Consider the following 23,586-nt stretch of genomic DNA (forward strand, 5'->3'; position numbering starts at 1 on the left):
GATCTTTTTCGCCGTTTTTTTGCGCAGAGGCCCCAGAAATTATCCTGCCGATTATACTCAAATGACTGCTGCCCCCTTGTGGAAATGTTAACAGATCGGGTGGCCCAATCGGTCAGAGGAGTAAGCGTATGAACCATGTCTGGGGTTTGTTAGCGCATCCGAACCAGGAAATGCGCACTATCAAGCAAGAGAACGAAACGGTTTCGCACCATTACACTCACCACGTGCTGCTGATGGCCGCTGTGCCGGTGATCTGCGCCATGATTGGCACCACTCAGTCAGGCTGGAACCTGGGAGAAGGGCAATATGTGCAGCTTAATTTGCTGACGGCGTTGGGCCTGGGGATTCTGTTCTATCTGGTGATCCTGGGCGGCGTCGCCGTTATGGGGCGGGTGATTCACTGGATGGCGCGTGACTATCCCCATCGTCCCAGCATGGGGCGCTGCACCGTATTTGCGGGCTATGTCGCTACGCCCCTGTTTTTGAGCGGCCTTGTCGCGCTTTATCCGCTGGTCTGGCTATGTGTGCTGGCGGCAGCGCTGGCGCTCCTGTATACCGGGTATCTGCTGTATGTCGGCATTCCGCTGTTTCTGAATATCGACCGTGACGAAAGTCTGCGTTTTTCCAGTTCAACACTCGCTATTGGTGTGCTGGTCTTCGAAGTGCTACTGGCTCTGACCGTGGTGTTATGGGGCTATGGCCCGCGTCTGTTTTAACCTGCCGTTGCCGCCTACAGGGCGGCAACCTTTTTTTAACGCTCAGAAACAATCTCACCAGGAAAATTCCCTGACTTCAGCGTATGATGCTGCGGCCAGCCCGCGCTCTGCCTGTTCAGGCGTTGGCGGCCTGTGTTTACACAGCGCACAATCTTAACCGGGTCTTTTTTCCACGATGCCTGCAAAAATTCGCTTTTCACTGTTGTCGCTGGCGCTGCTCGTTTCCGGGCAGGTTTTTACCCTTCCAGCACAGGCGACCACCACGTTGTCGCAGATGGCCCCGATTGCTCAGCCGCAAATCGCCTCAGGGAGCGCCCTGATTGTCGATCTGACCAATGGTAAAGTCCTGTTCTCCAGTCACCCGGATCGGGTGCGCCCCATCGCGTCCATCACGAAGTTAATGACGGCCATGGTGGTACTGGATGCGCACCAGCCGATGAACGAGATGGTGAAGGTCGATATCAGCCAGACCCCCGAGATGCGTGGTGTGTTTTCGCGCGTCAAACTGAACAGCGAAATTAGTCGCCGCAGTATGCTGATGCTGGCGCTGATGTCCTCGGAAAACCGCGCGGCAGCCAGTCTGGCTCACGCTTATCCGGGCGGGTACGATGCTTTTATCCGGGCAATGAATGCCAAGGCGCGCGCGCTCGGCATGATGCACACGCATTACGTTGAACCCACGGGCCTCTCTATCAAAAACGTGTCCAGCGCCCAGGATCTGGTGAAGCTGCTGAAAGCGACGCGTGAATATCCGCTTCTGGGTGAGCTCAGCACGACCAAAGAAGAAACCGCCGTGTTTGCCCATCCGAGTTATGCGCTACCGTTCCGCAATACCAATCACCTGGTGTATAAAAATGGCTGGCATATCCAGTTAACGAAAACGGGTTACACCGATCAGGCGGGGCACTGTCTGGTCATGCGGACGATGATTAAGAACCGCCCGGTCGCGCTGGTGGTACTCGATGCGTTTGGCAAATATACCCATTTCGCCGATGCGAATCGTCTGCGCGACTGGCTGGAAACCGGCAAGGCTGCGCCGGTTCCGGCGGCTGCACTGGCCTATAAAAAACAAAAAGCGGATGAGGTTGCCAGCAACGCAGCCAGTGGGGCCGCTGTAGAGTAATCCTCTGCCGGGGCGCTACGGTTCCCCGGCTGAGATTGACCTGTATTCCTATAGTTTCATGGCAGACGAAAATCTAAACTACCCGCAAATGGCGAGGGTGATTCGCCTGATTACTGTGCCGGAATCTCATTGATATGCTCAAGTTACGTTCATTTAGTGTTCTGATTTTTTTCGCGTTGATGACGCTCGCACCTGCGCTGAGTTTTGCCGACGATGCGACGCAAGCCACGCAGCAAACCGACGACAAACCCAAGGTGGATGCCTCTGTCGAGCTGCCGAAAATGCAGAAGATCCTCGATAAAATTAAAAGCCAGGTCTCCGTTGAAAGCGACGAAAATAAGCTCAGTCGTCTGAATGAGATGGCGCTGGAGTTATCAGGCAATACGGATACGCTTGCGCAGGCGTTACAGCCCGATCGTCAACAACTGGAAGCGCAGCTGGCCGTGCTCGGTCCGGCACCCAAACCGGAAAGCGGCGTCAAAGAGACACCGGACGTGACGCGCAAACGCAGCGCGCTGGAAAGTCAGAAGAGCAAGCTTGACGATCAAATCAAGCAGGCGGAAGGCATTAAAAACAGTGCACTGATGCTCTCCTCACAAATCGTCAATCTGCGCCGCGACCAGCTAAAAAATAAACTCGCCCTGAATTCAGGCAGTATTCTGGGGCCGCGCTTCTGGGCGCCCGTGTTAAGTAGTCAGGATCTGGATGCGGAAAAAATTGGCGATTTTCTCAATGAGCTGAAAGACACGGCCGCACTCTCCTGGGAGCCGGGCTGGCGCATTGGCACGGTTGGCTGGTTGCTGGCCGCGGTGCTGGTGATGACGCTCGGCCGTCGCTATGGTGAAGAGTTCCTGGCCTGGGTCAGTATCAATAAATTGCCTGAAGGGCGTTTGCGCCGTAGTTTTCTGGCAACTGCCGTGGCGCTGACCAGCCTGGCGGCCGTTGTCCTGACCTTCGTCTTTATTTCGCAGGCCTTTACGCGCCGCGATGAAGTCTCCAGCGATGTGCAGGACTTTATTTACCGTCTGGTCGAACTCAGCGTCTACTGCGGCCTGATTGCCGGGCTGGGCCGTGCCTTTTTATCCACGCGTCGCCCCAGCTGGCGTCTGCCGACGATTTCGAACGAAGTCGCCATCGCGCTTAAACCGTTCCCGCCGATTACGGCCCTGCTGGTGTTTATCTTTCAGATGGTCGAGTCCTTTAACTACACCGTCGGCACCAGCCTGAATACCAGTATTTTTGCCAACGGCCTGACGGCATTACTTATCGGCACTACGGCACTGGCGATCAGCATGCGCACCAAGCGCGTTCGTCGTCGCCTGGCGCAGTCGGGTACGCCGCCGGAAGCGCGTTCTACCCTGGTTGGATTGATTCAGATGGCGCTGACGATCACCGCGCTGACCATCCTGGCCTCACTGGTGATCGGCTACGTCACGCTGGCGCGTTTTCTCAGCTATGAGCTGGTGTGGTGCGGCATTTTGTTTGGCTCATTTTATATTCTCAGTCATCTGGTCAACGACGGCTGTGAGAGTCTGTTCTCAATCAGTAACACGACAGGTAAACGCATCCAGAGTTCACTGAACATTGATGAACGTCATCTGCAGCAGGTGGCGACCATTCTGGCGGCGATAGGTAAAACGTTCCTGGTGCTGTTTGTGGCGCTGGCGCTGCTCAACGGCACCTTTGCCTCGTCCACGCCGATTGAGTTGTTGCAGAAAGCCATCGAATTCTGGGGCGGTAAAGGCCTGGAGTCGCTGAATATCGTTCCGGCGCACCTGGTTAATGCATTGCTGTGCCTGATTGTCGGGATTTACGTCTTGCGTTCAGTGCGGCGCTGGCTGGACAACGACTTCCTGCCCAAAACCACCATGGACAGCGGGATGCGGGTGTCCCTGGTGACGTTGTTCAGTAATGTGGGCTATGTGCTGATTATCCTGCTGACCCTGTCGATTATGGGGCTGCAATGGAACAAGCTGGCCTGGATCGTCAGTGCATTATCCGTCGGTATCGGTTTCGGCTTACAGGAGATCGTTAAGAACTTTATTTCGGGTCTGATTCTGCTGACTGAGCGCCCGGTGAAAGTGGGCGATCTGGTAACGATCAGCGGCGTGGAAGGGGACATTCGTCGTATCAACGTGCGTGCGACGGAAATTCAGCTGGGCGATAAATCTACGGTGATCGTGCCTAACTCGCAGTTTATTTCTCAGAACGTCCGTAACGCGACCATGGGTAACGCGCAGGGCGTGGTGACGATTACCCTGACGTTCCCGCTCAATATTGACCCCGTGCAGGTACGTGAAATTCTGCTTAAGGTGTATGAAGAGAATGAGCGCATTCTGGAGACGCCGGAACCGTCAGTGTCGTTTAAAGATCTTACCGCGCAGGGCATAGTACTCAGCGTAACCGGTAACGTGGCCAGCCAGCGCCAGATTGCAGGCGCAAAAAGCGATCTGCTGTTTGATATTCTGACGCGATTACGTAAAGAAGGGATCGTCCTGTCGACGCCGCAGACCATGATTATCGAACGTCGCCAGCTGCTGGCCTCGGATGTCAGCGATGACGTAACGGTCACAGAGCAACCGCGTTAATGAAACAGGCAGCCCTATGGCTGCCTGTTTTTTCATGGCCTTTTGAGACGTCAGGGCTGCCTGACCGCCCAGCCTTTCAGCTTACTGGTTTTGCCAATACCGGGGTTAAAGCTGTTGGTCGGATCGAGCTGACGATAGAACGCGGCCAACTGCGGCTGGGCCTGATAGAGATGGCCGACGTTATGCTCTGCCGGATACGCCGCGCCGCGCGTCTTCAGAATCGCCAGCATTTGCGCTTTCAGGGCATGGACATCCACCCCTTTTTTAACGATGTAGTCCTGATGGAAGACATGGCAGAAAAAATGGCCGTAATACAGCTGATGACTGAGTGACTGCGTTATCCCGGCAGGCAGGGTTTCGAACCAGTCTCTGTCATTGCGGCGCAGCGCAATATCCAGCGCCAGAATATCTTCCACCTCTGTGGCGTGAACGGCGTGATAACGCACTGCCGCACCGGCAGCGGCAAAGCGGTGCAGGAAAGCGTGCGCGCCTTCTTTGCCTTCGCACTCAAAAAACTCTCCGCCACCTTCACGGAAAAACTCCCGCAGGTAGTTGCGCGCCTCTTCGACGCCGTTACCCGACATTTTCAGCATTAAATGATGCTGGTATTTATCGCGATACTGCTTCATGCGTTTCGGCAGATGCGCCGGAAACAGGCGACTCAGCCGTTGCAGCAGCCGGTCAGTCAGATGCGGTTTTATGAAAGACAGTTTATTAAGCCAGCCGTCAACCCGACCTTTAAGCGTAAAAAACAGGGGCATCTTGTCGGTGCCCAGCTTGTCAATCATCAGGAACGTATCTTTGCCGTACACTTCGGCGATATCGTAGATATCCCGGTGCATATATTCCGCGGCAACGGGCAGGTTTTTAAAATGGGCCAGCATATGGCAGCGCAGGTCGCTGAGCACGGCGGCATCGTTAGTGCCGATATAGAACACCTGCTGCTGCGGTTCCTGCTCAAATGTGTCCAGGCGTACCGCGAAAACCGCCAGCTTGCCTGCGCAGCCGGACGCTTCAAACAGACGACGGGCATCCGCGTTAAAACGGGCGGGCGTATCGGCATTCACATCGCGCACGCGGTCAGCATAATCATGATCGGACGCGTGACGGCCATCATGCAGGACATCGTCCGGCTGCCAGCGATCGTCATCCAGGCGTCCCAGAATCTCTTCCGGCGAGGTGCCCAGGTCAATGCCCAGATGATTGACCAGCTTCAGTCGCCCCTGGGCATCAATCTGAGCAAACAGCGCCATTTCACTGTAGGCCGGGCCGCGTTTGATCAGCGAGCCGCCAGAGTTATTACAGATGCCACCCAGCACCGACGCACCAATACAGGAAGATCCAATCACCGAGTGCGGCTCACGGCCCAGCGGCTTCAGGATCTTTTCCAGTTGATACAGGGTACTGCCCGGAAAGGCCAGGACCTGTCGGCCCTTATCGATGAGCTGTAGCTTATCCAGCTTCAGTGTGCTGATAATCACCAACGGACGATCGTAGTCGTCGCCCTGCGGCGTCGAGCCTTCGGTCAGGCCGGTATTGGCCGCCTGCATCAAAATGATTGCATCCGCAGCGACCAGCGTTTGCAGTACGCGCCACAGCTCCAGCAGCGTAGCCGGAAACACCACGGCCAGTGCCTCGCCTTCACCAGAACGAAAGCCTTTACGATAGCGAGCCGTGTGCGCGGCCTCAGTCAGAACGTTACTTGTGCCAACCAGACGGCGCAGATCGGCAATCAGGACAGACGATGTCATCATGGGCAATTCCCTTGTCGTATGCATGCGTCCTTACTGTAGCACGTCAGTTGCGTCGGGCGCAGTGTGATAGCCGCAGGCGACATGCTATGCTCTGATGATGCCATCCTGCATTTAGTCGATATTGCGCAGTTACTTAAGAGAACCCAACCCGATGAAATGGATTTGCGCTGTTAGCCTCGCTGTTTCCCTTGCGCTGCAACCTGCACTGGCCGGGGAGCCCACCGTTCAGCATCCGATGACCGAAAAGGCGCGTGATGCCTACGTCAATAATCTGCTTAAAAAAATGACGCTGGATGAGAAAATTGGCCAGTTGCGTTTAATTAGCGTGGGACCGGATACGCCAAAAGAAGCCGTGCGTGAGATGATCCACAAGGGGCAGGTGGGCGCGATTTTTAATACGGTTACGCGCCCGGATATCCGGGCGATGCAGGATCAGGTGATGCAGCTCAGCCGGCTGAAAATTCCGCTGTTTTTCGCCTATGACGTCGTGCACGGTCAGCGGACGATTTTCCCGATTCCGCTGGCGTTAGCCTCCAGCTGGGATCTGGATGCCGTTAAAGAGGTTGGGCGCATTTCAGCTTATGAAGCGGCAGACGATGGGTTAAATATGACCTGGGCGCCGATGGTTGACGTCAGCCGGGAGCCGCGCTGGGGACGCGTGTCCGAAGGCTTCGGCGAGGACACCTATTTAACGTCCGAAATGGGACGCACCATGGTGAAGGCGATGCAGGGCAAAAGCCCGGCAGACCGCTACAACATTATGACCAGCGTAAAGCACTTTGCGCTGTACGGCGCGGTTGAAGGCGGACGGGATTACAACACCGTGGACATGAGTCCGCAACGCATGTTCCAGGACTATCTGCCGCCGTATAAAGCCTCTCTGGATGCCGGCAGCGGCGGCGTCATGGTGGCGCTCAACTCCATTAATGGTGTGCCCGCCACGGCCGACAGCTGGCTGCTGAAAGATCTGCTGCGTCGTGACTGGAAATTTAAAGGGATCACCATCAGCGACCACGGTGCGATCAAAGAGTTGATTAAACATGGCGTGGCGAGCGATCCTCAGGATGCGGTGCGTATTGCCCTCAAATCCGGTGTCGATATGAGTATGAGCGATGAATATTACAGCAAATACTTACCGGACCTGGTGAAACGCGGCATTGTCAGTCGGGCGGAAATCGACGATGCGGCGCGCCACGTGCTTAACGTGAAATACGACATGGGGCTGTTTAACGATCCCTATAGTCATCTGGGGCCGAAAGAGAGCGATCCCCAGGACACCAATGCGGAAAGCCGCCTGCATCGTCCCGAAGCCCGGGATGTGGCACGCAAAAGTATGGTGCTGCTGAAAAACCGCCTGAATACGTTACCGCTGAAAAAATCCGGCACCATTGCCTTGATCGGGCCGCTGGCAGACAGCCAGCGCGATATCATGGGCAGCTGGTCAGCGGCAGGTGTCGCGAAACAGTCTGTTTCGCTGTTGCAGGGGATGCAAAATGCGACGCAGGGTAAAGCGACGCTGCTGTATGCCAAAGGATCCAACGTGTCAGACAACAAAGGTATTCAGGACTTCCTGAATATGTATGAACCTGCCATCGTCGTCGATCCGCGCTCCGCACAGGCCATGATCGATGAGGCGGTAGAGAAGGCAAAACAGGCAGATGTCGTCGTGGCCGCCGTGGGGGAAGCGCAGGGCATGGCGCACGAAGCGTCCAGCCGTAGCGATCTGATGATTCCACCTGCGCAGCAAAAATTACTGGCTGCGCTGAAGGCAACAGGCAAGCCGCTGGTCATCGTACTGATGAACGGTCGTCCATTGGCGCTGGTCAACGAAGATCGTATGGCCGATGCCATGCTGGAAACCTGGTTCAGCGGGACAGAAGGGGGCAATGCCATTGCGGATGTGCTGTTTGGCGATTACAACCCCTCCGGCAAGCTGCCGATGTCCTTCCCGCGTTCCGTGGGACAAATTCCCATCTATTACAACCATCTGCCGACCGGCCGGCCTTATAACTTTGCCAAGCCAAACAAGTACACGTCCCACTATTACGATGCGGAAAATGGCCCACTCTATCCGTTTGGATACGGCCTGAGCTATACCACGTTTACCGTGTCGCCGGTGACGCTGTCCGCTGAAACCATGCCGCACAACGGCAGTGTTGAAGCCAGCGTGACCGTAACAAACAGCGGTAAAGTTGACGGGGCCACAGTCGTCCAGCTGTACCTGAACGATCCGGTAGCCAGCATGAGCCGGCCGGTAAAAGAACTGCACGGGTTCAAACGGATCATGCTTAAAGCCGGGGAGTCGCAGAAAGTGACCTTCAGGATTGACGTTGATGCACTGAAATTCTGGAATCAGCAGATGAAACACGTTGCTGAACCGGGCAAATTTAACGTCATGATTGGTCTGGACTCAGTACGCACCCAGAACGCCCAGTTTACCTATCAGTAAGCCCCGGCACGAACCGCGCGTCCGGTTCGTGCTGATTAACGCTTCCCCGTTCCGGGGAAGCGCATCCCGTTTCTGCTTCAGCCATCCTGCCCGGACCTCCCCACTTTGAGAGTTTTACCCTTGTCTGACATGGCGACAGGCATGATCCTGCTCTATCCTCGGGGAAAATGGATTCCTCAAGCACGAATGAGGCGCTATGACGTACCAAACACTGATTGCCGAAGCCCACAATCAGCAGCGCACCCTGACGGCCATTGTCGAACAGGATGCGCGTACTGCTTATTTCTATATCTGGCCCACTGACCTGTTTCGTAGCCAGTTTGCGGTGCGGGGCTGCTGGTTACGTAACCTCCTGCCCGCGCCGGTTGAGGACGATCACCAGGCGATGGCGCAGGGCATTGCCCCCCTGTTAAGTGCCGAATACTGTCGTAACCTGGAAGCGGAGCCGCCGCTGGATCCGGCCGGGCTGCAAATACTCTGGGAACCGGGCGACGCGGGCGCAGCACTCTGGTACTACGGTCAGCTTCTTGCCGTGATCCCGGGCTGGAGTCTTTATCAGGATAAGCAGGTCAGTTTTTCTGCAGGCTGTATTAAAAAGAACCGGCTGACCGCACCCCTGGGTTCGGCGTCCACTAACCATTATTACGCCCTGGCCGAACAGCAACGGCAGTTCTGGCGTGAATGGCATGACGGCAGCGAATGGGACAAGGTACAGCAGGATCTGATGACCTGTTATCAGGCGCAGTTTGGCGAGTCGGTAAAATACTACGCGATCGATCAAGGCAACTGGCCGCCAATGGCGCTGTCGCAGCATTATCACAACGGCATCTGGTATTTTCTGACGCTGGGGATGAGTATTCGTCCCATGCCGCAGGTGGATTTTCTGTTTGATGAACTGGCACCGCACTATCGCCGGGCAGAGCTGGGGATGGCTGTTGATGGCGAGGTGATGACAGAGAGCAATGCGGTGCAAATGGCCAGCGCGCTGGCAGAATTTGTGCATTTACCATGGGCGCGCCTCACCTGGCTCGGCGAAGGCCATACGCTGGCTTCGGAAGTGGCTCCTGTGGGATTTGAAAGCTATCTGTTAGCCAACGAGCTGGCACCGGAAAGCGCGCAGTTTGTCCTGCCGAGGCGCGATGGCGACAGGCCAACGTTACTGTGGGCCACGCCGGTAACCGAAGCGGAGCGTCAGTTTGCACAGGCTGAACCCCAGGGCGGACAACAACTGCGTGAACGCCTTTCCGCTGGCGGAAATACCCATATTTTCCGGCCACGCGAGCAGGTCGTCGAGGCGGGATAAGCCGCGCAATCGGGAACCGCCTGCCGCCAGGGGTAAGGAAGTTACGCACCTGGCGCAATTAAATATCTTTGTTGTTAAATGACTTGTTAAATTTGTGATCTAGTCTACTCAAGTTCCCCTTTGCTGTGCCGTTAACCCGGATCAGGCAATGGCGCCACAAAAGGTCAGGGGAACAATGATGTTAAAGACCACGCAATCCCGCTTCACCGCAACACTTATCGGCTTCTTTGTTGCGTTAATGTTGGTCACTATTTGGGTAATTAATCAGTTTGTTGCGCCTCAACTGGTGGAAAATGAAAGCCGCCTGATTCGTTATCAGGTGGATTCACTGGCTACCGGCATTGTTGAGCAAATGAACCGTGTGCAGGCGCAGCAACGCGCCATCACCGAGGCTGCGGCCGTCATCGACAGCGCGGCGATCGACACCTTATTACCGGCGCTGGTCAACCAGTATCAGGACAGCAACGTCTTTGGCGGCGGTATCTGGCCCTTACCTAATCGTCGCGAAGCCGGAAAAGAGAAAGACAGCAGCTTTTTCGCGCGTGATGCCAGTAATAAGCTGCAGGTGAATACCTACTGGAACTCTGAGGCGGCTGACAAGTACTGGGAGCAGCCCTGGTACAAAGACGGGATGGCTGCACCAAAAGGGCAGTGCGCCTGGGCTAAGGCTTATCAGGATGCCGCCAGCCCACAGCCGCGTACCAACTGTGCGATGGCCATCTACCGCGACGGTTCCGTCTGGGGCGTCTCAACCATCGACGTTACGTTGGGTTTTTTCAACCAACTGGCTAAAAAAATGGGCGAGGCGATTCATGGAGACGTACTGATCGTTGAGTCTGACGGCAAAGTGGTCGGCAACGCAGCGCTGGCGAACGGTACGCCGAAACTTGAGAACCTGAGCGACCTGCAGAATCCAATGGCTGGGCCATTGAAAACCCTGCTGGCTCACGCAGGCACCCAGCCGACAGAAACCACTTACAATAGTCATGACGGTGAACAGACGCTGTTTTTACAGGCTATTCCGGGCAGCCCGTGGTATCTGGCCAGTAGCGTTCCGAGCAGCCTCCTGAAAGCACAGTCCCACAACATGCTGATGCGTCTGGGCCTGGTACAGATCCCGCTGGCAGTTATTCTGTTACTGGTGCTGTTAGGCTTTGTCCGCGCGATGATGAAGCGCCTGAGAATGCTGAATCAAAATATTGAAGCCTTGTCGACAGGCGGTGCGGATTTGACCCAGCGCCTGCCGGCCAGCAACAGCCCGGAATTCAACGCGGTGGCACAGAGCTTCAATAATTTTATCAGCTACCTGCAAGGGTTAATGCAGCAGGTTGGCAGCAGCGCACTGGCCATTTCAGCCGCATCACGTGAAATTGCCAGCGGTAATACGAATCTGTCGTCACGGACGGAAGATCAGGCCAGCTCGATTGTTGAGACGGCGGCCTCAATGGAACAGCTGACCGGCACCGTGCGTCAGAACGCCGATAACGCCACACATGCGAACCAGCTGGCCGGTGAGGCGTCACAGGTGGCGGCACGTGGCACAGAGGTGGTTCGGCAGGTCGTCAGCACCATGGGTGAAATCCATCACTCTTCACGTAAAGTCGTGGATATCATTAGCGTGATCGACAGCATTGCCTTCCAGACCAATATCCTGGCGCTGAACGCCGCCGTTGAAGCGGCGCGTGCCGGAGAACAGGGCCGGGGCTTTGCCGTGGTGGCATCAGAAGTCCGTAACCTGGCGCAACGTTCCGCTAACTCCGCCCGTGAGATCAAAAAACTCATCGAAGAGTCCGTAGCCAATATCGATGCGGGTAGCCAGTTGGTCGAGCAGGCCGGGCAGACGATGGACGAACTGGTGCAGGGCGTCAGCAGCGTGACCACCCTGATGAGCGAGATTATGGCGGCCAGCCGTGAGCAGAGCATGGGCATTGAGCAGGTCAACGTGGCCATCAACCAGCTAGACAGCACTACGCAGCAAAACGCCGTGCTGGTTGAAGAAGTCTCTTCAGCCGCCCAGGCGATGGAAGCGCAAAGTCTGCAACTGGAACAGGTTGTGAAAAGCTTTAAACTGTAACGCCCATCGGGCCAGCCTCCGCTGGCCCGACATTTTTGCCGATCGGCTTCACCCTCTGACAGATTTGTGCATAAACAGCACAATTTTATCCCCTCAACCTCGCCGATCTTGTGCCAGAATGATGAGGAACACATTCAAGGAATCCTCATGTCTGCTATTGAAGTCATCCTCGTCGACCATCTTGATCGCCCCACTGGCAAAATGGAAAAGCTGGAAGTACATGAAAAAGGATTACTGCACCGTGCCGTGACGGTGTATGTTTTTAACGCCCGTCAGGAATTGCTGCTTCAGCGTCGCGCCAGCGATAAATACCATTGCGGCGGCCTCTGGAGTAATACCTGCTGCGGCCATCCTTATCCTCATGAGTCGACTAAAGACGCGGCTGAACGTCGGTTACGTGAAGAAATGGGCATGACCTTGTCGCTGACGCCGATCTTCGAACTGAGCTACAACCTGCCCCTGAGTAATGGTCTGACAGAGCATGAATACGGCCATGTGTTTTTTGCGCTCAGCGATGAGCTGCCCCAGCTTAATCCGCAGGAGGCCGACGCTTTCGACTACCGTTCGATGCAGGATATCGCCCGGCAAATGCAGCAGCAGCCGCAGCAGTTTACGCCCTGGTTTCTTCATACGTTCCCGCGTATTCCTGCCTACCTTGAGCATTTCACTTTCCCGGCATAACGATCTCGCCCTGGCTGATGTGGTCAGGGCCGGTTTCGTCACAAAACCCATCGCGCAACGCTGTTGCCAGGCTACGCTTTTATTGCAATGAATAAAAACGGTGGGGTGCCCGTGCGCGTTTCGCAGTGCTGACAACCAACGGCGACTCCAGGTGAATAACGTGATAAGGAAAGCAACATGGCAACTATTCGCGGTTGGGCGGGCATCGGTGCAGTAGTGTTTAGTCTCGGGATGGCGCATGCGGCCGAACCGGTTCGTGTCGGTTCCAAGATTGATACCGAAGGCTCACTGTTGGGAAATGTGATTCTGCTGGTGCTGGAAAAGCATGGTGTCAAAACCGTGAATAAAATCCAGTTGGGCGCCACCCAGGTGGTACGCGGTGCCATTACGGCGGGGGAACTGGATATCTACCCGGAATACACCGGTAATGGCGCGTTCTTTTTTAACGACGAAAAAGACAGTGCCTGGAAGAATGCCCGTCAGGGTTATGAGAAGGTCAAAAAGCTGGATGCAGAGAAAAATCACCTGATCTGGCTGACGCCCGCGCCCGCCAATAACACCTGGACCATTGCGGTGCGCAATGATGTGGCCGAAAAAAATCAGCTTAATTCACTACAGGACCTGAGCGCTTATCTCAAAAAAGGCGGTACGTTTAAGCTGGCTGCCTCGGCGGAATTTATTGAACGCAGCGATGCGTTGCCGGCCTTTGAAAAAGCCTATGACTTTACGCTTAAGCAGGATCAACTGTTATCGCTGGCAGGCGGCGATACGGCGGTGACTATCGGTGCGGCCGCCCAGCAAACCTCCGGGGTAAATGCGGCCATGGCCTACGGCACGGATGGCCCGGTAGCCGCGCTGGGCCTGAAAACCCTGAGCGATCCCAAAGGCGTGCAGCCCATCTATGCGCCCACACCCGTTGTACGTGAAGCGGTGCTCAAAGCCTATCCGCAAATGGATGCCTGGCTAAAACCGGCGTTCAGTGCACTTGACGAAAAGACATTGCAACAGCTCAACGCCAAAATTGCTGTGGAAGGGCAGGATGCCAGCAGTGTGGCAAAAGCGTGGCTGCAACAGCAAAAGCTGCTGTAACGGTGTCGCTTACGCGGTCGGTCATCAGCTGGCCCTGGCGACAGCCTGTGGCTCTGGTCCTTGTTTTGCTCCTGAGTCTGGTGCTGGGCGGGCTGCCGTTTGTCATTGTGGCGGCCAACCGGCTGGTCAGCGGCCAGTCCCTGATGCTCTGGCAAACCGCACACGGCAGCCTGGTGCTCCCGCTGTGGCTGATGCTGGTGGCACTGTTATGGATACGATCGTCTTCCCTGCGCAGCGCCCTGCAATTCCTCACCGCCGCCCTGCTGTTGGCGGCGCTGACTGGCGTGTGCGGCGATCAGGCAACATGGGTGGCGGAGCAGGGTAGCCGGCTCGCGCGTACCCGGTTTGCCAGCGGCATGTGGTGTGCAAGTGCCATTACGCTACTGCTCATCACGGATACGGTGCGTCAGTTAACCAAACATAAGCGCTGGCAGCTCGTGCTGAATCTGTCGGTCTGGATCATCCCTCTGTTTCTGCTGTTCAGCGGTCAACTTTCACAGCTGTCTCTGCTTAAAGAATATGCCAGTCGTGAGGCGGTGTTCGATGCCGCTTTACTGCGCCATCTGACGTTATTAGTCGGCACCGTTCTGCCTGCCTTACTCATCGCGTTGCCGCTTGGCATAGCGCTCTACCGACGGCCTGGCTGGCAAAGCAGTGTGTTTGGCGTACTGAATGTCGTTCAGACAGTGCCCTCAGTGGCGTTGTTTGGTTTACTGATTGCCCCGCTGGCGGCGCTGGCAAAACGTGTTCCCCTGGCAGGTGAATGGGGCATCAGCGGCATTGGGATGGCGCCCGCGATCATCGCCCTGGTGCTCTATGCGCTGTTGCCGCTTGTGCGCAATGTGGTGACCGGTCTGCAACAGGTGCCTCCGGACGTGCGCGAAACTGCGCGCGGCATGGGACTGAATCGCCGCCAGCAGTTCCTTACCGTTGACGTCCCCCTGGCGTTGCCAGTGTGGCTGGCAGGATTACGTGTGGTGGTGGTGCAGACGCTGGGCATGGCGGTGATCGCGGCGCTGATTGGCGCAGGCGGATTCGGCGCTATTATTTTCCAGGGATTGCTGAGCAATGCGCTGGATCTGGTGCTGTTAGGCGTGATCCCGGTCATTGCGCTGGCGGTCATGCTGGATGCGTTATTTCGGGTAGTGATAGCCCTGCTGGAGCGAAGCGATGATTGAGTTTGAGCGCGTCACAAAATACTTTGCGGGCCAGGCGGCGGTGAAAAATCTTTCTCTGACGCTTGCCGAGGGAAGCTTTAGCGTTCTGTTGGGTACGTCGGGTTCCGGCAAGTCGACCACGCTGAAAATGATTAACCGCCTGGTGGAGTACGATCAGGGCGATATTCGCTTTCGGGGGACGTCGATTCGTCAGCTGGATGCGCAGGCCCTGCGCCGACAAATGGGCTATGCGATTCAGTCGACGGGGTTATTTCCCCACTGGACGATCGAAAAGAATATTGCCACCGTGCCCGCCTTGCTTGGCTGGCCGAATGCACGCCGCCAGGCACGAATTGCGGAACTCATGACGCTACTGAATCTGGATCCGGCCTTATTGCGTCGCTATCCGCATCAGCTTTCCGGCGGGCAGCAGCAGCGCGTCGGGGTTGCCCGGGCGCTGGCAGCCGATCCCCTGGTGTTACTGATGGATGAACCGTTTGGTGCACTGGATCCGGTAACGCGCAGCGCGCTACAACAGGAAATGTTACGTATCCATCAGGTCTCTGGCTGCACGATTGTGTTGGTGACGCATGATATTGATGAAGCCCTGACGCTGGCCGACAACATCGTGCTGCTCCATGACGGAGAGATCGTTCAGCAGGGGAAACCGCTGACGTTGCTGACCCGGCCAGGCAACGATTTTGTCCGGGATTTTTTTGGCCGCAGTGAAAGAGGACTGCGGCTACTGGCGCTCGGACAGGTCGGCAGCGTGGTGCGTCATGGCGAATGGCTGGAAGCAGAACCGCTCAGGGCAGATCTGACGTTACGTGAGGCGCTGTCGCAGTTTATCAGTCGCGGCACCGATAAATTGCCGGTAGTCGATGGCGATCACCGCCCGCTTGGTGTGCTTCACTTCGCTGACCTGCTGCATCATGCGGAGACGGGCCGATGCGACGGTTAGCCGATCCGCTACTGTGGCTGGTGCTGCTCTATCTGGGACTGCTCTGGGCGATGCCCTACAGTGGGCCGCTGTTTGCCGCCTGGTTCCCTGAACTTGCGCGCCCACTCTACCAGCAGGACAGTTTCTGGCAACTCACCCTGGCGCACCTGTTTTTAGTGGTCGTAGCCAGTCTGCTGGCAACCGTTATCGGCGTCGGCTGTGGCGTGCTGGCGACGCGTCGCAGTGGTCGCGCTTTCCGCCCTCTGCTGGAAACCATTGCGGCAGCCGGTCAGACCATCCCGCCTGTGGCCGTGCTGGCCATTGCGATACCGGTGATGGGATTTGGCGCCTGGCCCGCGATCGTGGCATTACTGCTCTATGGTTTGCTGCCCATCCTTCAGGGCACCTTAGCGGGGCTGGACAACGTGCCTGCCAGCAGCCGGGAGATTGCCGTAGGGGTGGGAATGAGCCGTTGGCAGCGCTTATGGCAGGTGGAGCTCGCCCTGGCCGCGCCGGTGATTATTGCGGGAATGCGCACGTCGGTGATTATCAATATCGGTACGGCAGCCATCGCCTCTACCGTAGGGGCAAAAAGCCTGGGATCGCCCATCATTATTGGATTAAGCGGCTTTAATACCGCCTATGTGCTGCAGGGCGCTTTACTGGTCGCACTGTTGGCGATTGTCTGCGATCGCCTGTTTGAACGGCTACAGCGCAGATTTAGCGTGAATGGACGATGAGCGAATAGCCAACCAGCATCAGCCCACTGGTTCCGCCAAGCGCCAGAATAGCAAACAGCGTGGCGAAAAAGGTTTTTTTCCAGTTCATAAATAACCTGAAGGTGTTGATGTGAAGGCGGGGATGATAGCGCGCGCAAGGCAGCCGTCATAGTGCCGAGCGTGCGTTTTTGTGTCAGTGAGCCTCATGCAAAAGAACAGAGAATCCCTGCTCCTGCCAGTGCGACAGTTGTTCCTGCTGACGACGCGTCAGTTTTTTCCCCGTAAAAACAAACATATTCAGCCCGGGAAACAGCTCCGGTCGCGGAACATCCAGCGGTTCTGACAGCACATCAATCCGCCAGCCATGCTGGGATAACCGCCAGCCTTCCAGCCAGATGCGGGTTCGATCCTCAATGCCCCAGCCAATGATCAGCGCTTCCTTGCCTGCCTTTTTGCGATTACTGGCAAGACAGAACGCCACATAGTCGATCAGAATGCCGTCCAGCAGGCTGCACATCGTGCGGGCCGTATTCTGATCAAGGCTGAGTTTTTGCCTTACGGGCATAAAAACATGATCGATCAACGAATCGACTGCATATTCGCGACCAATTAAGGCGATTTTATTGCGTAGCTTTGCCGGTCTTACATGGCGCAGTATGCTGATAAGCTCGTCCTGCATGGCCGTCCAGCCATCATGCGTATCAACATCGCCGCCTTCCAGTAGGGCTTTTACCTTGCCTACCGGGACTCCACTCTCAATCCAGCGCATAATTTCCTGGATGCGCTGAACATCTTCTTCATCGAACTGTCGATGACCGCCTTCAGTACGTTGTGGTTTCAATAATCCATAACGTCGTTGCCAGGCGCGTAAGGTAACCGGATTTATGCCACAGCGCTCGGCGACGTCGCCGATACTGTATAAGGTCATATTTACCTCTTTCACTGACCTGAATGAAACCACCATAGCGAAGCCTGTTAAGTTGTACAACCAATTTTTAAATGTACAACTTGACGGCTGCGCTTAAATGGTGTCCTATCTCGTTTATGAGAATTAAATTTCATAATAGAGATAAAAATGGCTGCTGATAATACTGAACAACGCCTCGCGGCTCGCCTGGCAGAACTGCGCATAAAACAGGGCTGGTCACTGGATGAGTTATCCACCGCAACAGGCATTAGCCGGGCAACATTATCGCGTATTGAGCGCGCTGAAACCAGTCCAACGGCTGCTCTCCTGAACCGCTTATGCGTCGCTTACAGTTTAACAATGTCACGCCTGTTGAGCGAAGTTGAAGAAGGTAACGATCTGCTGATTCCGCGCGATCGCCAACCGGTCTGGCAGGACGAAGCCAGCGGTTTTATTCGCCGTAACGTATCGCCGCCTGCGGCCACCTTCCGATGTGAGCTTATTGAGGGAACGCTGCGACCGGGTGCCCGTATTGATTATAATGCGCCGCCCGTGCAGGGCATGGAGCAGCATATCTGGCTGCGACAAGGGCAACTGACGGTAACGATGGGCGCGCAGAGCTGGACACTCGGTCCGGGCGACAGCCTGCGTTTCCATCTTACGGGCGCATCCGGCTTTCAGGCGCATCTGACTGAAGGTGCGCGTTACCTGCTGGTGGTATGTAAACCATGACACTCTATGAATCACTCAGCGCCGGTGCGGCGCACCAGGCGTTAAGCGAGCTGGTCGAGGTTTTACAGGCCTGTGTCGCCGACGGGGCCAGTGTCGGGTTTATCGATCCCGATGACCGGGCGGCCATTCATCAGTTCTGGCAACGTCAGCTTGCCGGACTGGAACAGGGCCAAAGTGAGCTGCTGGTCGCCTGTCAGCATGGCACGGTTGTCGCGACGGTTATGCTGAACGCGAGCGCAATGCCGAATGGCCGACACCGGGCCGAGATCAGTAAATTATTAGTGCATCCCCGCGCGCGGCGGCAGGGCATTGCACGCCAGTTAATGCAGCTGGCAGAGCAGCGGGCACGCCAGCAGGGGAAACGCTTACTGGTGCTGGACACGCGGCGTGGCGATGTCGCCAGCGAGCTTTACCTGGCGCTGAACTGGCAGGTGGCCGGATTTATTCCTCTCTATGCGGAATCCATTCACGGTGAGATGGACGCGACCACGGTGATGTTTAAACTGCTGACGTAGCGGATGTGCTGCGAGAGTGCGCCGGGTTAACGGGATCGGCAATCAAACATGCACTGCGCCGCGCGGTTTGTCCGGTGCTCAGCCCGCTCGCCTCGCCGCCCGTTTCTGAAGCGGGCACGAAAAAACAGACCTGAAAGCTGACGACACCGCAATACTGTGTAAAAATACAGGCCAATGAGTAACACGGTAATCTGAACATGGCCCTGACAGCAGCAATAAAAAGCCAGATAGCACAGTGGTACAAAGCGCTGCAGCAACAGGTGCCCGATTTTATTCCTCGCCCGGCTCAGCGTCAGATGATTGCTGAGGTGGCAAAATGCCTGTCGGGTGATGACGGTCGTCACCTGGCCGTGGAAGCGCCTACGGGCGTGGGCAAAACCCTTTCTTATCTGATCCCCGGTATCGCCGTCAGCCGTGCCGAAGAGAAACGGCTGGTGATCAGCACGGCCAACGTGGCCTTGCAGGATCAAATCTTCAGCAAAGACTTGCCGTTGCTGAAAAAAATCATTCCGGATTTAACCTTTACAGCGGCCTTTGGGCGGGGACGTTACGTCTGCCCGCGTAACCTGGCTGCGCTGGTGGCGGATGATCATCAGCAGGCTGATTTGCTGTTCTACCTGGATGATGACGCGGTCAGCAGCACCAAAGACGAGCAGATCCTGTGCGGACGGCTGCAAAAGTCACTCGATCGCCATCAGTGGGATGGCCTGCGCGATCACAGCGATGAAAACGTCAGCGACAGCCTGTGGCAGCGCCTGTCGACGGATAAAGCCAGTTGTCTGGGCGTGCATTGCCGCTGGTATCGGGAGTGTCCGTTTTTTATCGCGCGACGTGAAATCGAGCAGGTCGATGTAGTGGTCGCCAACCACGCGCTGGTGATGGCGGCAATGGAAAATGAATCGGTATTGCCGCCCGCCAAAAACCTGATGCTGGTGGTGGATGAAGGCCACCATCTGCCCGACGTGGCGCGGGATGCGCTGGAGATGAGCGCGGATATTACGCCGGGCTGGACCAGCCTGCAGCTCGATCTGTTTGTCAAACTGGTCGAGGCGATAATGAGCCAGATGCGGCCCAAATCGCCGCCTCCGCTGGCCAGTTCAGAACGCCTGAAAGCGCACTGTGATGAACTGCGCGAGTTACTGACCGTGATAAGCGATGCATTAAGCCCGCTGTTACCCGCGCATAATCAGCCCGGCGAGTTTCGCTTTGTACTGGGCGCGTTGCCGGAGGATGTGCTGGCGCTGTGCGCGCGTCTGTTTAAGCTGAGCGATGCGCTGCGCGGGCTGGCAGAGGGACTGATCAACGCGCTGAGTGAACAAACCGGCAGCGTTGATCTGGTCCGTCTGCATCGCAATTTATTGCAGCTTAACCGCCACTTTGGCTGGTTTGAATCGGTCAGCAAACTGTGGCGGCTGGCCGCGATGGAGAAAGCCTCTGGCGCACCCGTCTCCAAATGGATTACCCGCGAGCTGCGTGAGGGGCAGGCACATCTCTTGTTTCACTGCGCAGGCATTCGCGTCTGCGATCAACTGGAAAAAATGCTGTGGCGAAAGATCCCGCATGTGGTGGTGACCTCTGCGACGCTGCGCTCATTAAACAGTTTTACCCGCCTGCAGGAGATGTCCGGGCTGAATGAAAAGGCCGGGGACCGCTTCGTGGCGCTGGACTCGCCGTTCAGCCACGTCGACCAGGGTAAGCTCGTTATCCCGCAGATGCGCTACGAGCCGCTGATGGCGAATGAAGCAGCCCATATCGCCGAGATGGCGGCCTTTTTTCGCCAGCAAATGCAGACCGATAAACACAAAGGCATTCTGGTCCTCTTTGCCAGCGGTCGGGCCATGCAGCAATTTGTCGAGGCGTTGCCCGAGTTGCGCCTGATGATGCTGGTGCAGGGCGATCAACCGCGTAGCCGGCTGATCGCCCTGCACCGTAAGCGGATAGAACAGGGCGAAACCAGCATTCTGATTGGTTTGCAGTCCTTTGCCGAGGGGCTGGATTTAAAAGGCGAGCTGCTCAGCCAGGTGCACATTCATAAAATCGCTTTCCCGCCCATAGACAGTCCGGTAATTTTAACCGAGGGAGAGTGGCTAAAAAGTCTCAAACGCTATCCGTTTGAAGTGCAAAGCCTGCCCAGCGCCTCCTTTACGTTAATTCAGCAGGTCGGGCGCTTAATTCGCAGCCACCAGTGCTATGGCGAAATCGTGATTTACGATCGCCGTCTGCTGAGCAAAGCTTACGGTGCCCGGCTGTTAGCCGCGTTGCCCGTGTTCGCCATTGAACAACCGGTGACGCCTGAGCCTGAAGCCCTGAAGGCCCGATCCAAACCTGGCGCGCGCAAACCGCGTGCGACGCGGCGTTAAGTCGGTACCACTGAACGGAAACGAGTGATGGAACTGAATAAAATTATCAAAGAAGTCGGGCGTGGTAAGAACCATGCACGTGATATTGATTTCGACAGTGCCGTTGCACTTTACGGCGCTATGCTGGACGGCAGCGTACCGGATCTTGAAATGGGCAGTATTTTAATTGCCCTGCGTATCAAGGGCGAGGGCGAGGCGGAGATGCGCGGATTTTATCAGGCGATGCAGGCGCGTATGCTGCGCCTGCAGGCACCCGCAGGCCGTCCGATGCCCGTGGTCATTCCCAGCTATAACGGTGCGCGTCGTCAGGGCAATCTGACGCCCCTGCTGGCGCTGGCGCTGAACCGGCTGGGTTTGCCGGTGCTGGTTCACGGCGTCAGCGACGATGCGACGCGCATCACCAGCGAAGCGGTGTTTGCGGCGCTGGGCATCATGCCGGTCACCACTGCAGAGCAGGCACAGACGTTGCTCGACAAGGGCGAACTGGTGTTTATCACCATCGATCACCTCTGTCCGGCAATGGCAAAACAGCTGTCGCTGCGCTGGCGCATGGGCGTCCGCAACAGCGCCCATACGCTGGCAAAACTGGCCACCCCGTTTGGCGAACGCGAGGCGCTACGCCTGTCGAGCGTCTCGCATCCGGAATATGTGCCGCGGGTGGCAACGTTTTTTAATGATATCGATGCCCCGGCTATTTTGCTGAATGGTACAGAGGGCGAGGTTTACGCCAATCCGCAGCGCTGCCCGTCCATCAGCTATGTGGGCGGTGCTGGACAGCAGGCCGAGGTCTGGGTGGAGAGGCAGCCGGAAATCAGTGTAGCGCTTCCCGCGGACAAATCGGCAGAGGAGACCGCGCGCTGGACGCAGGAGGTGCTGAATCAGCAACGTCCACTGCCCGCCTCGCTGCGTCTGCAGATTGCCTGCTGCCTGCGTGCCAGCGGTGAGGCGGCGACGCTGCAGGCCGGTCTGGACAGGCTTGCGGCAGCGGGTTTTTAAGCGCGCGTCTGTGGCAGAGCCTGTTCCACCAGGTTCTGCCAGAACTGGATTCCGGTCGGAATCAGCGCATCGTTGAAGTCATAATGGGCATTGTGCAGCGGTGCGGAGGGCGTTGCGCCATCGGCACCCAGCCAGAAGTAGGCGCCAGGGCAGGCTTCCAGCATACAGGCAAAGTCTTCCGAGGCCATGGACGGATTCACCTGCCAGCGCACCTGGCCTTCGCCGAAGGTACTAACGGCAACGTCATGCACCTGCTGAGCCGGGCCAGCATGATTCGCCGTTACCGGATAGCCGGGCAGCCAGTGAATGGCCCCACACACGCCAAAAGGTTTCGGCAGCGTCGTCACAAAATCATCAACAAGGGCATGAACCCGTTTGCGCACGTCGTCCTGCAGACAGCGCACCGTTCCGCGCAGAACAATCTGTTCCGGAATCACGTTAATCGCCTCACCGCCCTGAATCTGGGTGACGCTGACAACCGCAGATGACAGCGGCGACAGGCGACGTGAGGGAATAGTTTGCAGCGCCAGGATCAGTTCGGCGGCGACCACCATCGGATCGGCACCGCTCTCCGGCATGGCCGCATGGCAACTCTTACCGCTCAGGGTGATTTCAAAGGCGTCCAGCGAGGCCATCATTGCGCCGGGATTGACGGCCAGCGATCCCAGCGGTAAGCCCGGCCAGTTATGCATCGCGTAAACGGCATCCATCGGGAAGCGCGTAAATAAGCCCTCTTCAACCATTTTGCGTGCACCGCCCAGATTCTCTTCCGCCGGCTGAAAAATGAAATGCACAGTGCCGCTGAAGCGACGCGTAGCCGCCAGATGTTTTGCTGCCGCCAGCAAAATTGCCGTGTGACCATCATGGCCGCAGGCATGCATCACGCCGGGCCTGGCAGAGCGCCAGGCCGCATCACCTTTCTCGTTGATCGGCAGCGCATCCATATCCGCGCGCAGGCCGATAACCGGTCCGGCGCCATTTTCCAGCGTGCCCACCACGCCGGTGCCAGCCAGACCGCGAAACACCTGCAGGCCTGCAAGTTCCAGCTCCTGAGCGACCTTATCGCTGGTCTGATGTTCCTGATAACCCAGTTCAGGTTCGCGATGAAACTGATGGCGCCAGCGCAGCGCTTCGTCAAGCAGGGCAGGGGAAAGAGTCATGCAGTATCGCGCTCCATATCATTCAGGAAGCTTCACTTTAGAGATCTGACAGCGGTACGTCTATTACCGAAAAGGCGAAATGGGATGACAGGCTAAATCAAAATGGAATAAGTAATAAGCAAGTGTACAAAAATGCAGTCGTTTATGCCGGTTCTCGTTTCACGCACAGAAAGCCAATACCGATAAGGCTGTCTTCGCAGGACGGATCGGCCAGCAGGGGCACGGCACAGGCTCCCGGTAAGATCCATCGTACTCTGGCATTCGATGACGCCGTGGGTTCAACACGGTTTATGGGCGTATCATCCGGATTGTCCTAGGTTCAT

Annotated in this window: 19 protein-coding genes; 15 read left to right on the forward strand and 4 right to left on the reverse strand. The window is 56.6% G+C overall.

From position 1 onward, the window contains the following. The first annotated feature begins 128 nt into the window (after positions 1-128). From C7434_RS02140 to C7434_RS02150, 3 genes are all read left to right on the forward strand, one after another. Positions 129-716, forward strand: coding sequence for a Yip1 family protein (locus C7434_RS02140; RefSeq protein ID WP_033737713.1), 588 nt, complete (start codon positions 129-131; stop codon positions 714-716). A gap of 175 nt (positions 717-891) precedes the next feature. Further along, the gene (pbpG, locus tag C7434_RS02145) at positions 892-1,839 is read left to right on the forward strand and encodes a D-alanyl-D-alanine endopeptidase (protein ID WP_033737712.1); all 948 of its coding nucleotides are present in this window, start codon (positions 892-894) and stop codon (positions 1,837-1,839) included. Between the two features lie 134 nt (positions 1,840-1,973). Beyond that, positions 1,974-4,427 carry a DUF3772 domain-containing protein gene (locus tag C7434_RS02150; RefSeq protein WP_033737711.1) on the forward strand — a complete coding sequence of 818 codons (2,454 nt, stop codon included), beginning with the start codon at positions 1,974-1,976 and terminating at the stop codon, positions 4,425-4,427. A gap of 50 nt (positions 4,428-4,477) precedes the next feature. On the opposite strand, the gene dld is transcribed toward C7434_RS02150, so the two are convergent. After that, positions 4,478-6,181, reverse strand: coding sequence for a D-lactate dehydrogenase (gene dld / locus C7434_RS02155; protein ID WP_133745096.1), 1,704 nt, complete (start codon positions 6,179-6,181; stop codon positions 4,478-4,480). A gap of 151 nt (positions 6,182-6,332) precedes the next feature. Between dld and bglX the strand changes: the two genes are divergently transcribed. From bglX to C7434_RS02195, 8 genes are all read left to right on the forward strand, one after another. Next, positions 6,333-8,630, forward strand: a complete 2,298-nt coding sequence (gene bglX, locus C7434_RS02160) for a beta-glucosidase BglX (protein ID WP_033737709.1) — start codon at positions 6,333-6,335, stop codon at positions 8,628-8,630. A gap of 196 nt (positions 8,631-8,826) precedes the next feature. Further along, positions 8,827-9,933, forward strand: a complete 1,107-nt coding sequence (locus C7434_RS02165) for a suppressor of fused domain protein (RefSeq protein WP_039341470.1) — start codon at positions 8,827-8,829, stop codon at positions 9,931-9,933. A 178-nt stretch (positions 9,934-10,111) separates the two neighbouring features. Then, positions 10,112-12,007 carry a methyl-accepting chemotaxis protein gene (locus tag C7434_RS02170; RefSeq protein WP_054634278.1) on the forward strand — a complete coding sequence of 632 codons (1,896 nt, stop codon included), beginning with the start codon at positions 10,112-10,114 and terminating at the stop codon, positions 12,005-12,007. 147 nt (positions 12,008-12,154) lie between these two features. Continuing rightward, positions 12,155-12,688 carry an isopentenyl-diphosphate Delta-isomerase gene (idi, locus tag C7434_RS02175; RefSeq protein WP_033737707.1) on the forward strand — a complete coding sequence of 178 codons (534 nt, stop codon included), beginning with the start codon at positions 12,155-12,157 and terminating at the stop codon, positions 12,686-12,688. A 231-nt stretch (positions 12,689-12,919) separates the two neighbouring features. Continuing rightward, positions 12,920-13,777, forward strand: a complete 858-nt coding sequence (locus C7434_RS02180) for an ABC transporter substrate-binding protein (RefSeq protein WP_050504735.1) — start codon at positions 12,920-12,922, stop codon at positions 13,775-13,777. A 2-nt stretch (positions 13,778-13,779) separates the two neighbouring features. Next, positions 13,780-14,955: an ABC transporter permease gene (locus C7434_RS02185; RefSeq protein ID WP_133745303.1), complete on the forward strand. Its 1,176-nt coding sequence runs from the start codon at positions 13,780-13,782 to the stop codon at positions 14,953-14,955. Further along, positions 14,948-15,895 (forward strand): ABC transporter ATP-binding protein, encoded by a 948-nt coding sequence (locus C7434_RS02190; RefSeq protein ID WP_033737704.1) that lies wholly within the window; start codon positions 14,948-14,950, stop codon positions 15,893-15,895. Before C7434_RS02185 ends, C7434_RS02190 begins: the two co-directional genes overlap by 8 nt. Continuing rightward, a complete protein-coding gene (locus C7434_RS02195) occupies positions 15,883-16,614 on the forward strand; it encodes an ABC transporter permease (protein WP_033737703.1) in 732 nt (243 codons plus the stop codon). Before C7434_RS02190 ends, C7434_RS02195 begins: the two co-directional genes overlap by 13 nt. Here C7434_RS02195 and C7434_RS22100 read toward each other — a convergent pair. Both C7434_RS22100 and C7434_RS02200 read right to left on the reverse strand, forming a co-directional pair. Further along, the gene (locus C7434_RS22100; protein WP_226374479.1) at positions 16,595-16,702 is read right to left on the reverse strand and encodes a hypothetical protein; all 108 of its coding nucleotides are present in this window, start codon (positions 16,700-16,702) and stop codon (positions 16,595-16,597) included. The genes C7434_RS02195 and C7434_RS22100 overlap by 20 nt on opposite strands. 84 nt (positions 16,703-16,786) lie before the next feature. Next, a complete protein-coding gene (locus C7434_RS02200; protein ID WP_006118575.1) occupies positions 16,787-17,521 on the reverse strand; it encodes a MerR family transcriptional regulator in 735 nt (244 codons plus the stop codon). 147 nt (positions 17,522-17,668) lie between these two features. On the opposite strand from C7434_RS02200, the gene C7434_RS02205 reads away from it, so the two are divergent. The 4 genes from C7434_RS02205 to ybiB all read left to right on the forward strand — a co-directional run bounded on the left by C7434_RS02205 (position 17,669) and on the right by ybiB (position 22,103). Then, positions 17,669-18,232 carry an XRE family transcriptional regulator gene (locus C7434_RS02205; protein WP_006118574.1) on the forward strand — a complete coding sequence of 188 codons (564 nt, stop codon included), beginning with the start codon at positions 17,669-17,671 and terminating at the stop codon, positions 18,230-18,232. Next, entirely contained in the window at positions 18,229-18,747 is a 519-nt protein-coding gene (locus C7434_RS02210) for a GNAT family N-acetyltransferase (RefSeq protein ID WP_133745097.1), read from the forward strand. Before C7434_RS02205 ends, C7434_RS02210 begins: the two co-directional genes overlap by 4 nt. A 197-nt stretch (positions 18,748-18,944) precedes the next feature. Then, positions 18,945-21,107 carry an ATP-dependent DNA helicase DinG gene (gene dinG, locus C7434_RS02215; RefSeq protein ID WP_058707633.1) on the forward strand — a complete coding sequence of 721 codons (2,163 nt, stop codon included), beginning with the start codon at positions 18,945-18,947 and terminating at the stop codon, positions 21,105-21,107. Between the two features lie 27 nt (positions 21,108-21,134). Beyond that, positions 21,135-22,103, forward strand: a complete 969-nt coding sequence (gene ybiB / locus C7434_RS02220; RefSeq protein ID WP_133745098.1) for a DNA-binding protein YbiB — start codon at positions 21,135-21,137, stop codon at positions 22,101-22,103. Here the strand turns inward: ybiB and C7434_RS02225 are convergent. Beyond that, entirely contained in the window at positions 22,100-23,263 is a 1,164-nt protein-coding gene (locus C7434_RS02225) for a M20 aminoacylase family protein (RefSeq protein WP_033737697.1), read from the reverse strand. The genes ybiB and C7434_RS02225 overlap by 4 nt on opposite strands. Between the last annotated feature and the right edge of the window lie 323 nt (positions 23,264-23,586).

It is taken from the genome of Pantoea sp. PNA 14-12 (genome assembly GCF_004364735.1).
GTDB classification, from domain to species: Bacteria; Pseudomonadota; Gammaproteobacteria; order Enterobacterales; family Enterobacteriaceae; genus Pantoea; species Pantoea stewartii.

What these genes read in the sequence shown, in the direction of transcription:
- C7434_RS02210 (WP_133745097.1), top strand. Translation starts at nt 18,229, where the DNA reads ATGACACTCTATGAATCACTCAGCGCCGGTGCGGCGCACCAGGCGTTA.
- dinG (WP_058707633.1), top strand. Translation starts at nt 18,945, where the DNA reads ATGGCCCTGACAGCAGCAATAAAAAGCCAGATAGCACAGTGGTACAAA.
- C7434_RS02190 (WP_033737704.1), top strand. Translation starts at nt 14,948, where the DNA reads ATGATTGAGTTTGAGCGCGTCACAAAATACTTTGCGGGCCAGGCGGCG.
- dld (WP_133745096.1), bottom strand. Translation starts at nt 6,181, where the DNA reads ATGATGACATCGTCTGTCCTGATTGCCGATCTGCGCCGTCTGGTTGGC.
- C7434_RS22100 (WP_226374479.1), bottom strand. Translation starts at nt 16,702, where the DNA reads ATGAACTGGAAAAAAACCTTTTTCGCCACGCTGTTTGCTATTCTGGCG.
- C7434_RS02205 (WP_006118574.1), top strand. Translation starts at nt 17,669, where the DNA reads ATGGCTGCTGATAATACTGAACAACGCCTCGCGGCTCGCCTGGCAGAA.
- C7434_RS02170 (WP_054634278.1), top strand. Translation starts at nt 10,112, where the DNA reads ATGTTAAAGACCACGCAATCCCGCTTCACCGCAACACTTATCGGCTTC.
- ybiB (WP_133745098.1), top strand. Translation starts at nt 21,135, where the DNA reads ATGGAACTGAATAAAATTATCAAAGAAGTCGGGCGTGGTAAGAACCAT.
- C7434_RS02200 (WP_006118575.1), bottom strand. Translation starts at nt 17,521, where the DNA reads ATGACCTTATACAGTATCGGCGACGTCGCCGAGCGCTGTGGCATAAAT.
- C7434_RS02165 (WP_039341470.1), top strand. Translation starts at nt 8,827, where the DNA reads ATGACGTACCAAACACTGATTGCCGAAGCCCACAATCAGCAGCGCACC.
- bglX (WP_033737709.1), top strand. Translation starts at nt 6,333, where the DNA reads ATGAAATGGATTTGCGCTGTTAGCCTCGCTGTTTCCCTTGCGCTGCAA.
- C7434_RS02140 (WP_033737713.1), top strand. Translation starts at nt 129, where the DNA reads ATGAACCATGTCTGGGGTTTGTTAGCGCATCCGAACCAGGAAATGCGC.
- idi (WP_033737707.1), top strand. Translation starts at nt 12,155, where the DNA reads ATGTCTGCTATTGAAGTCATCCTCGTCGACCATCTTGATCGCCCCACT.
- C7434_RS02150 (WP_033737711.1), top strand. Translation starts at nt 1,974, where the DNA reads ATGCTCAAGTTACGTTCATTTAGTGTTCTGATTTTTTTCGCGTTGATG.
- C7434_RS02180 (WP_050504735.1), top strand. Translation starts at nt 12,920, where the DNA reads ATGGCGCATGCGGCCGAACCGGTTCGTGTCGGTTCCAAGATTGATACC.
- pbpG (WP_033737712.1), top strand. Translation starts at nt 892, where the DNA reads ATGCCTGCAAAAATTCGCTTTTCACTGTTGTCGCTGGCGCTGCTCGTT.
- C7434_RS02225 (WP_033737697.1), bottom strand. Translation starts at nt 23,263, where the DNA reads ATGACTCTTTCCCCTGCCCTGCTTGACGAAGCGCTGCGCTGGCGCCAT.
- C7434_RS02195 (WP_033737703.1), top strand. Translation starts at nt 15,883, where the DNA reads ATGCGACGGTTAGCCGATCCGCTACTGTGGCTGGTGCTGCTCTATCTG.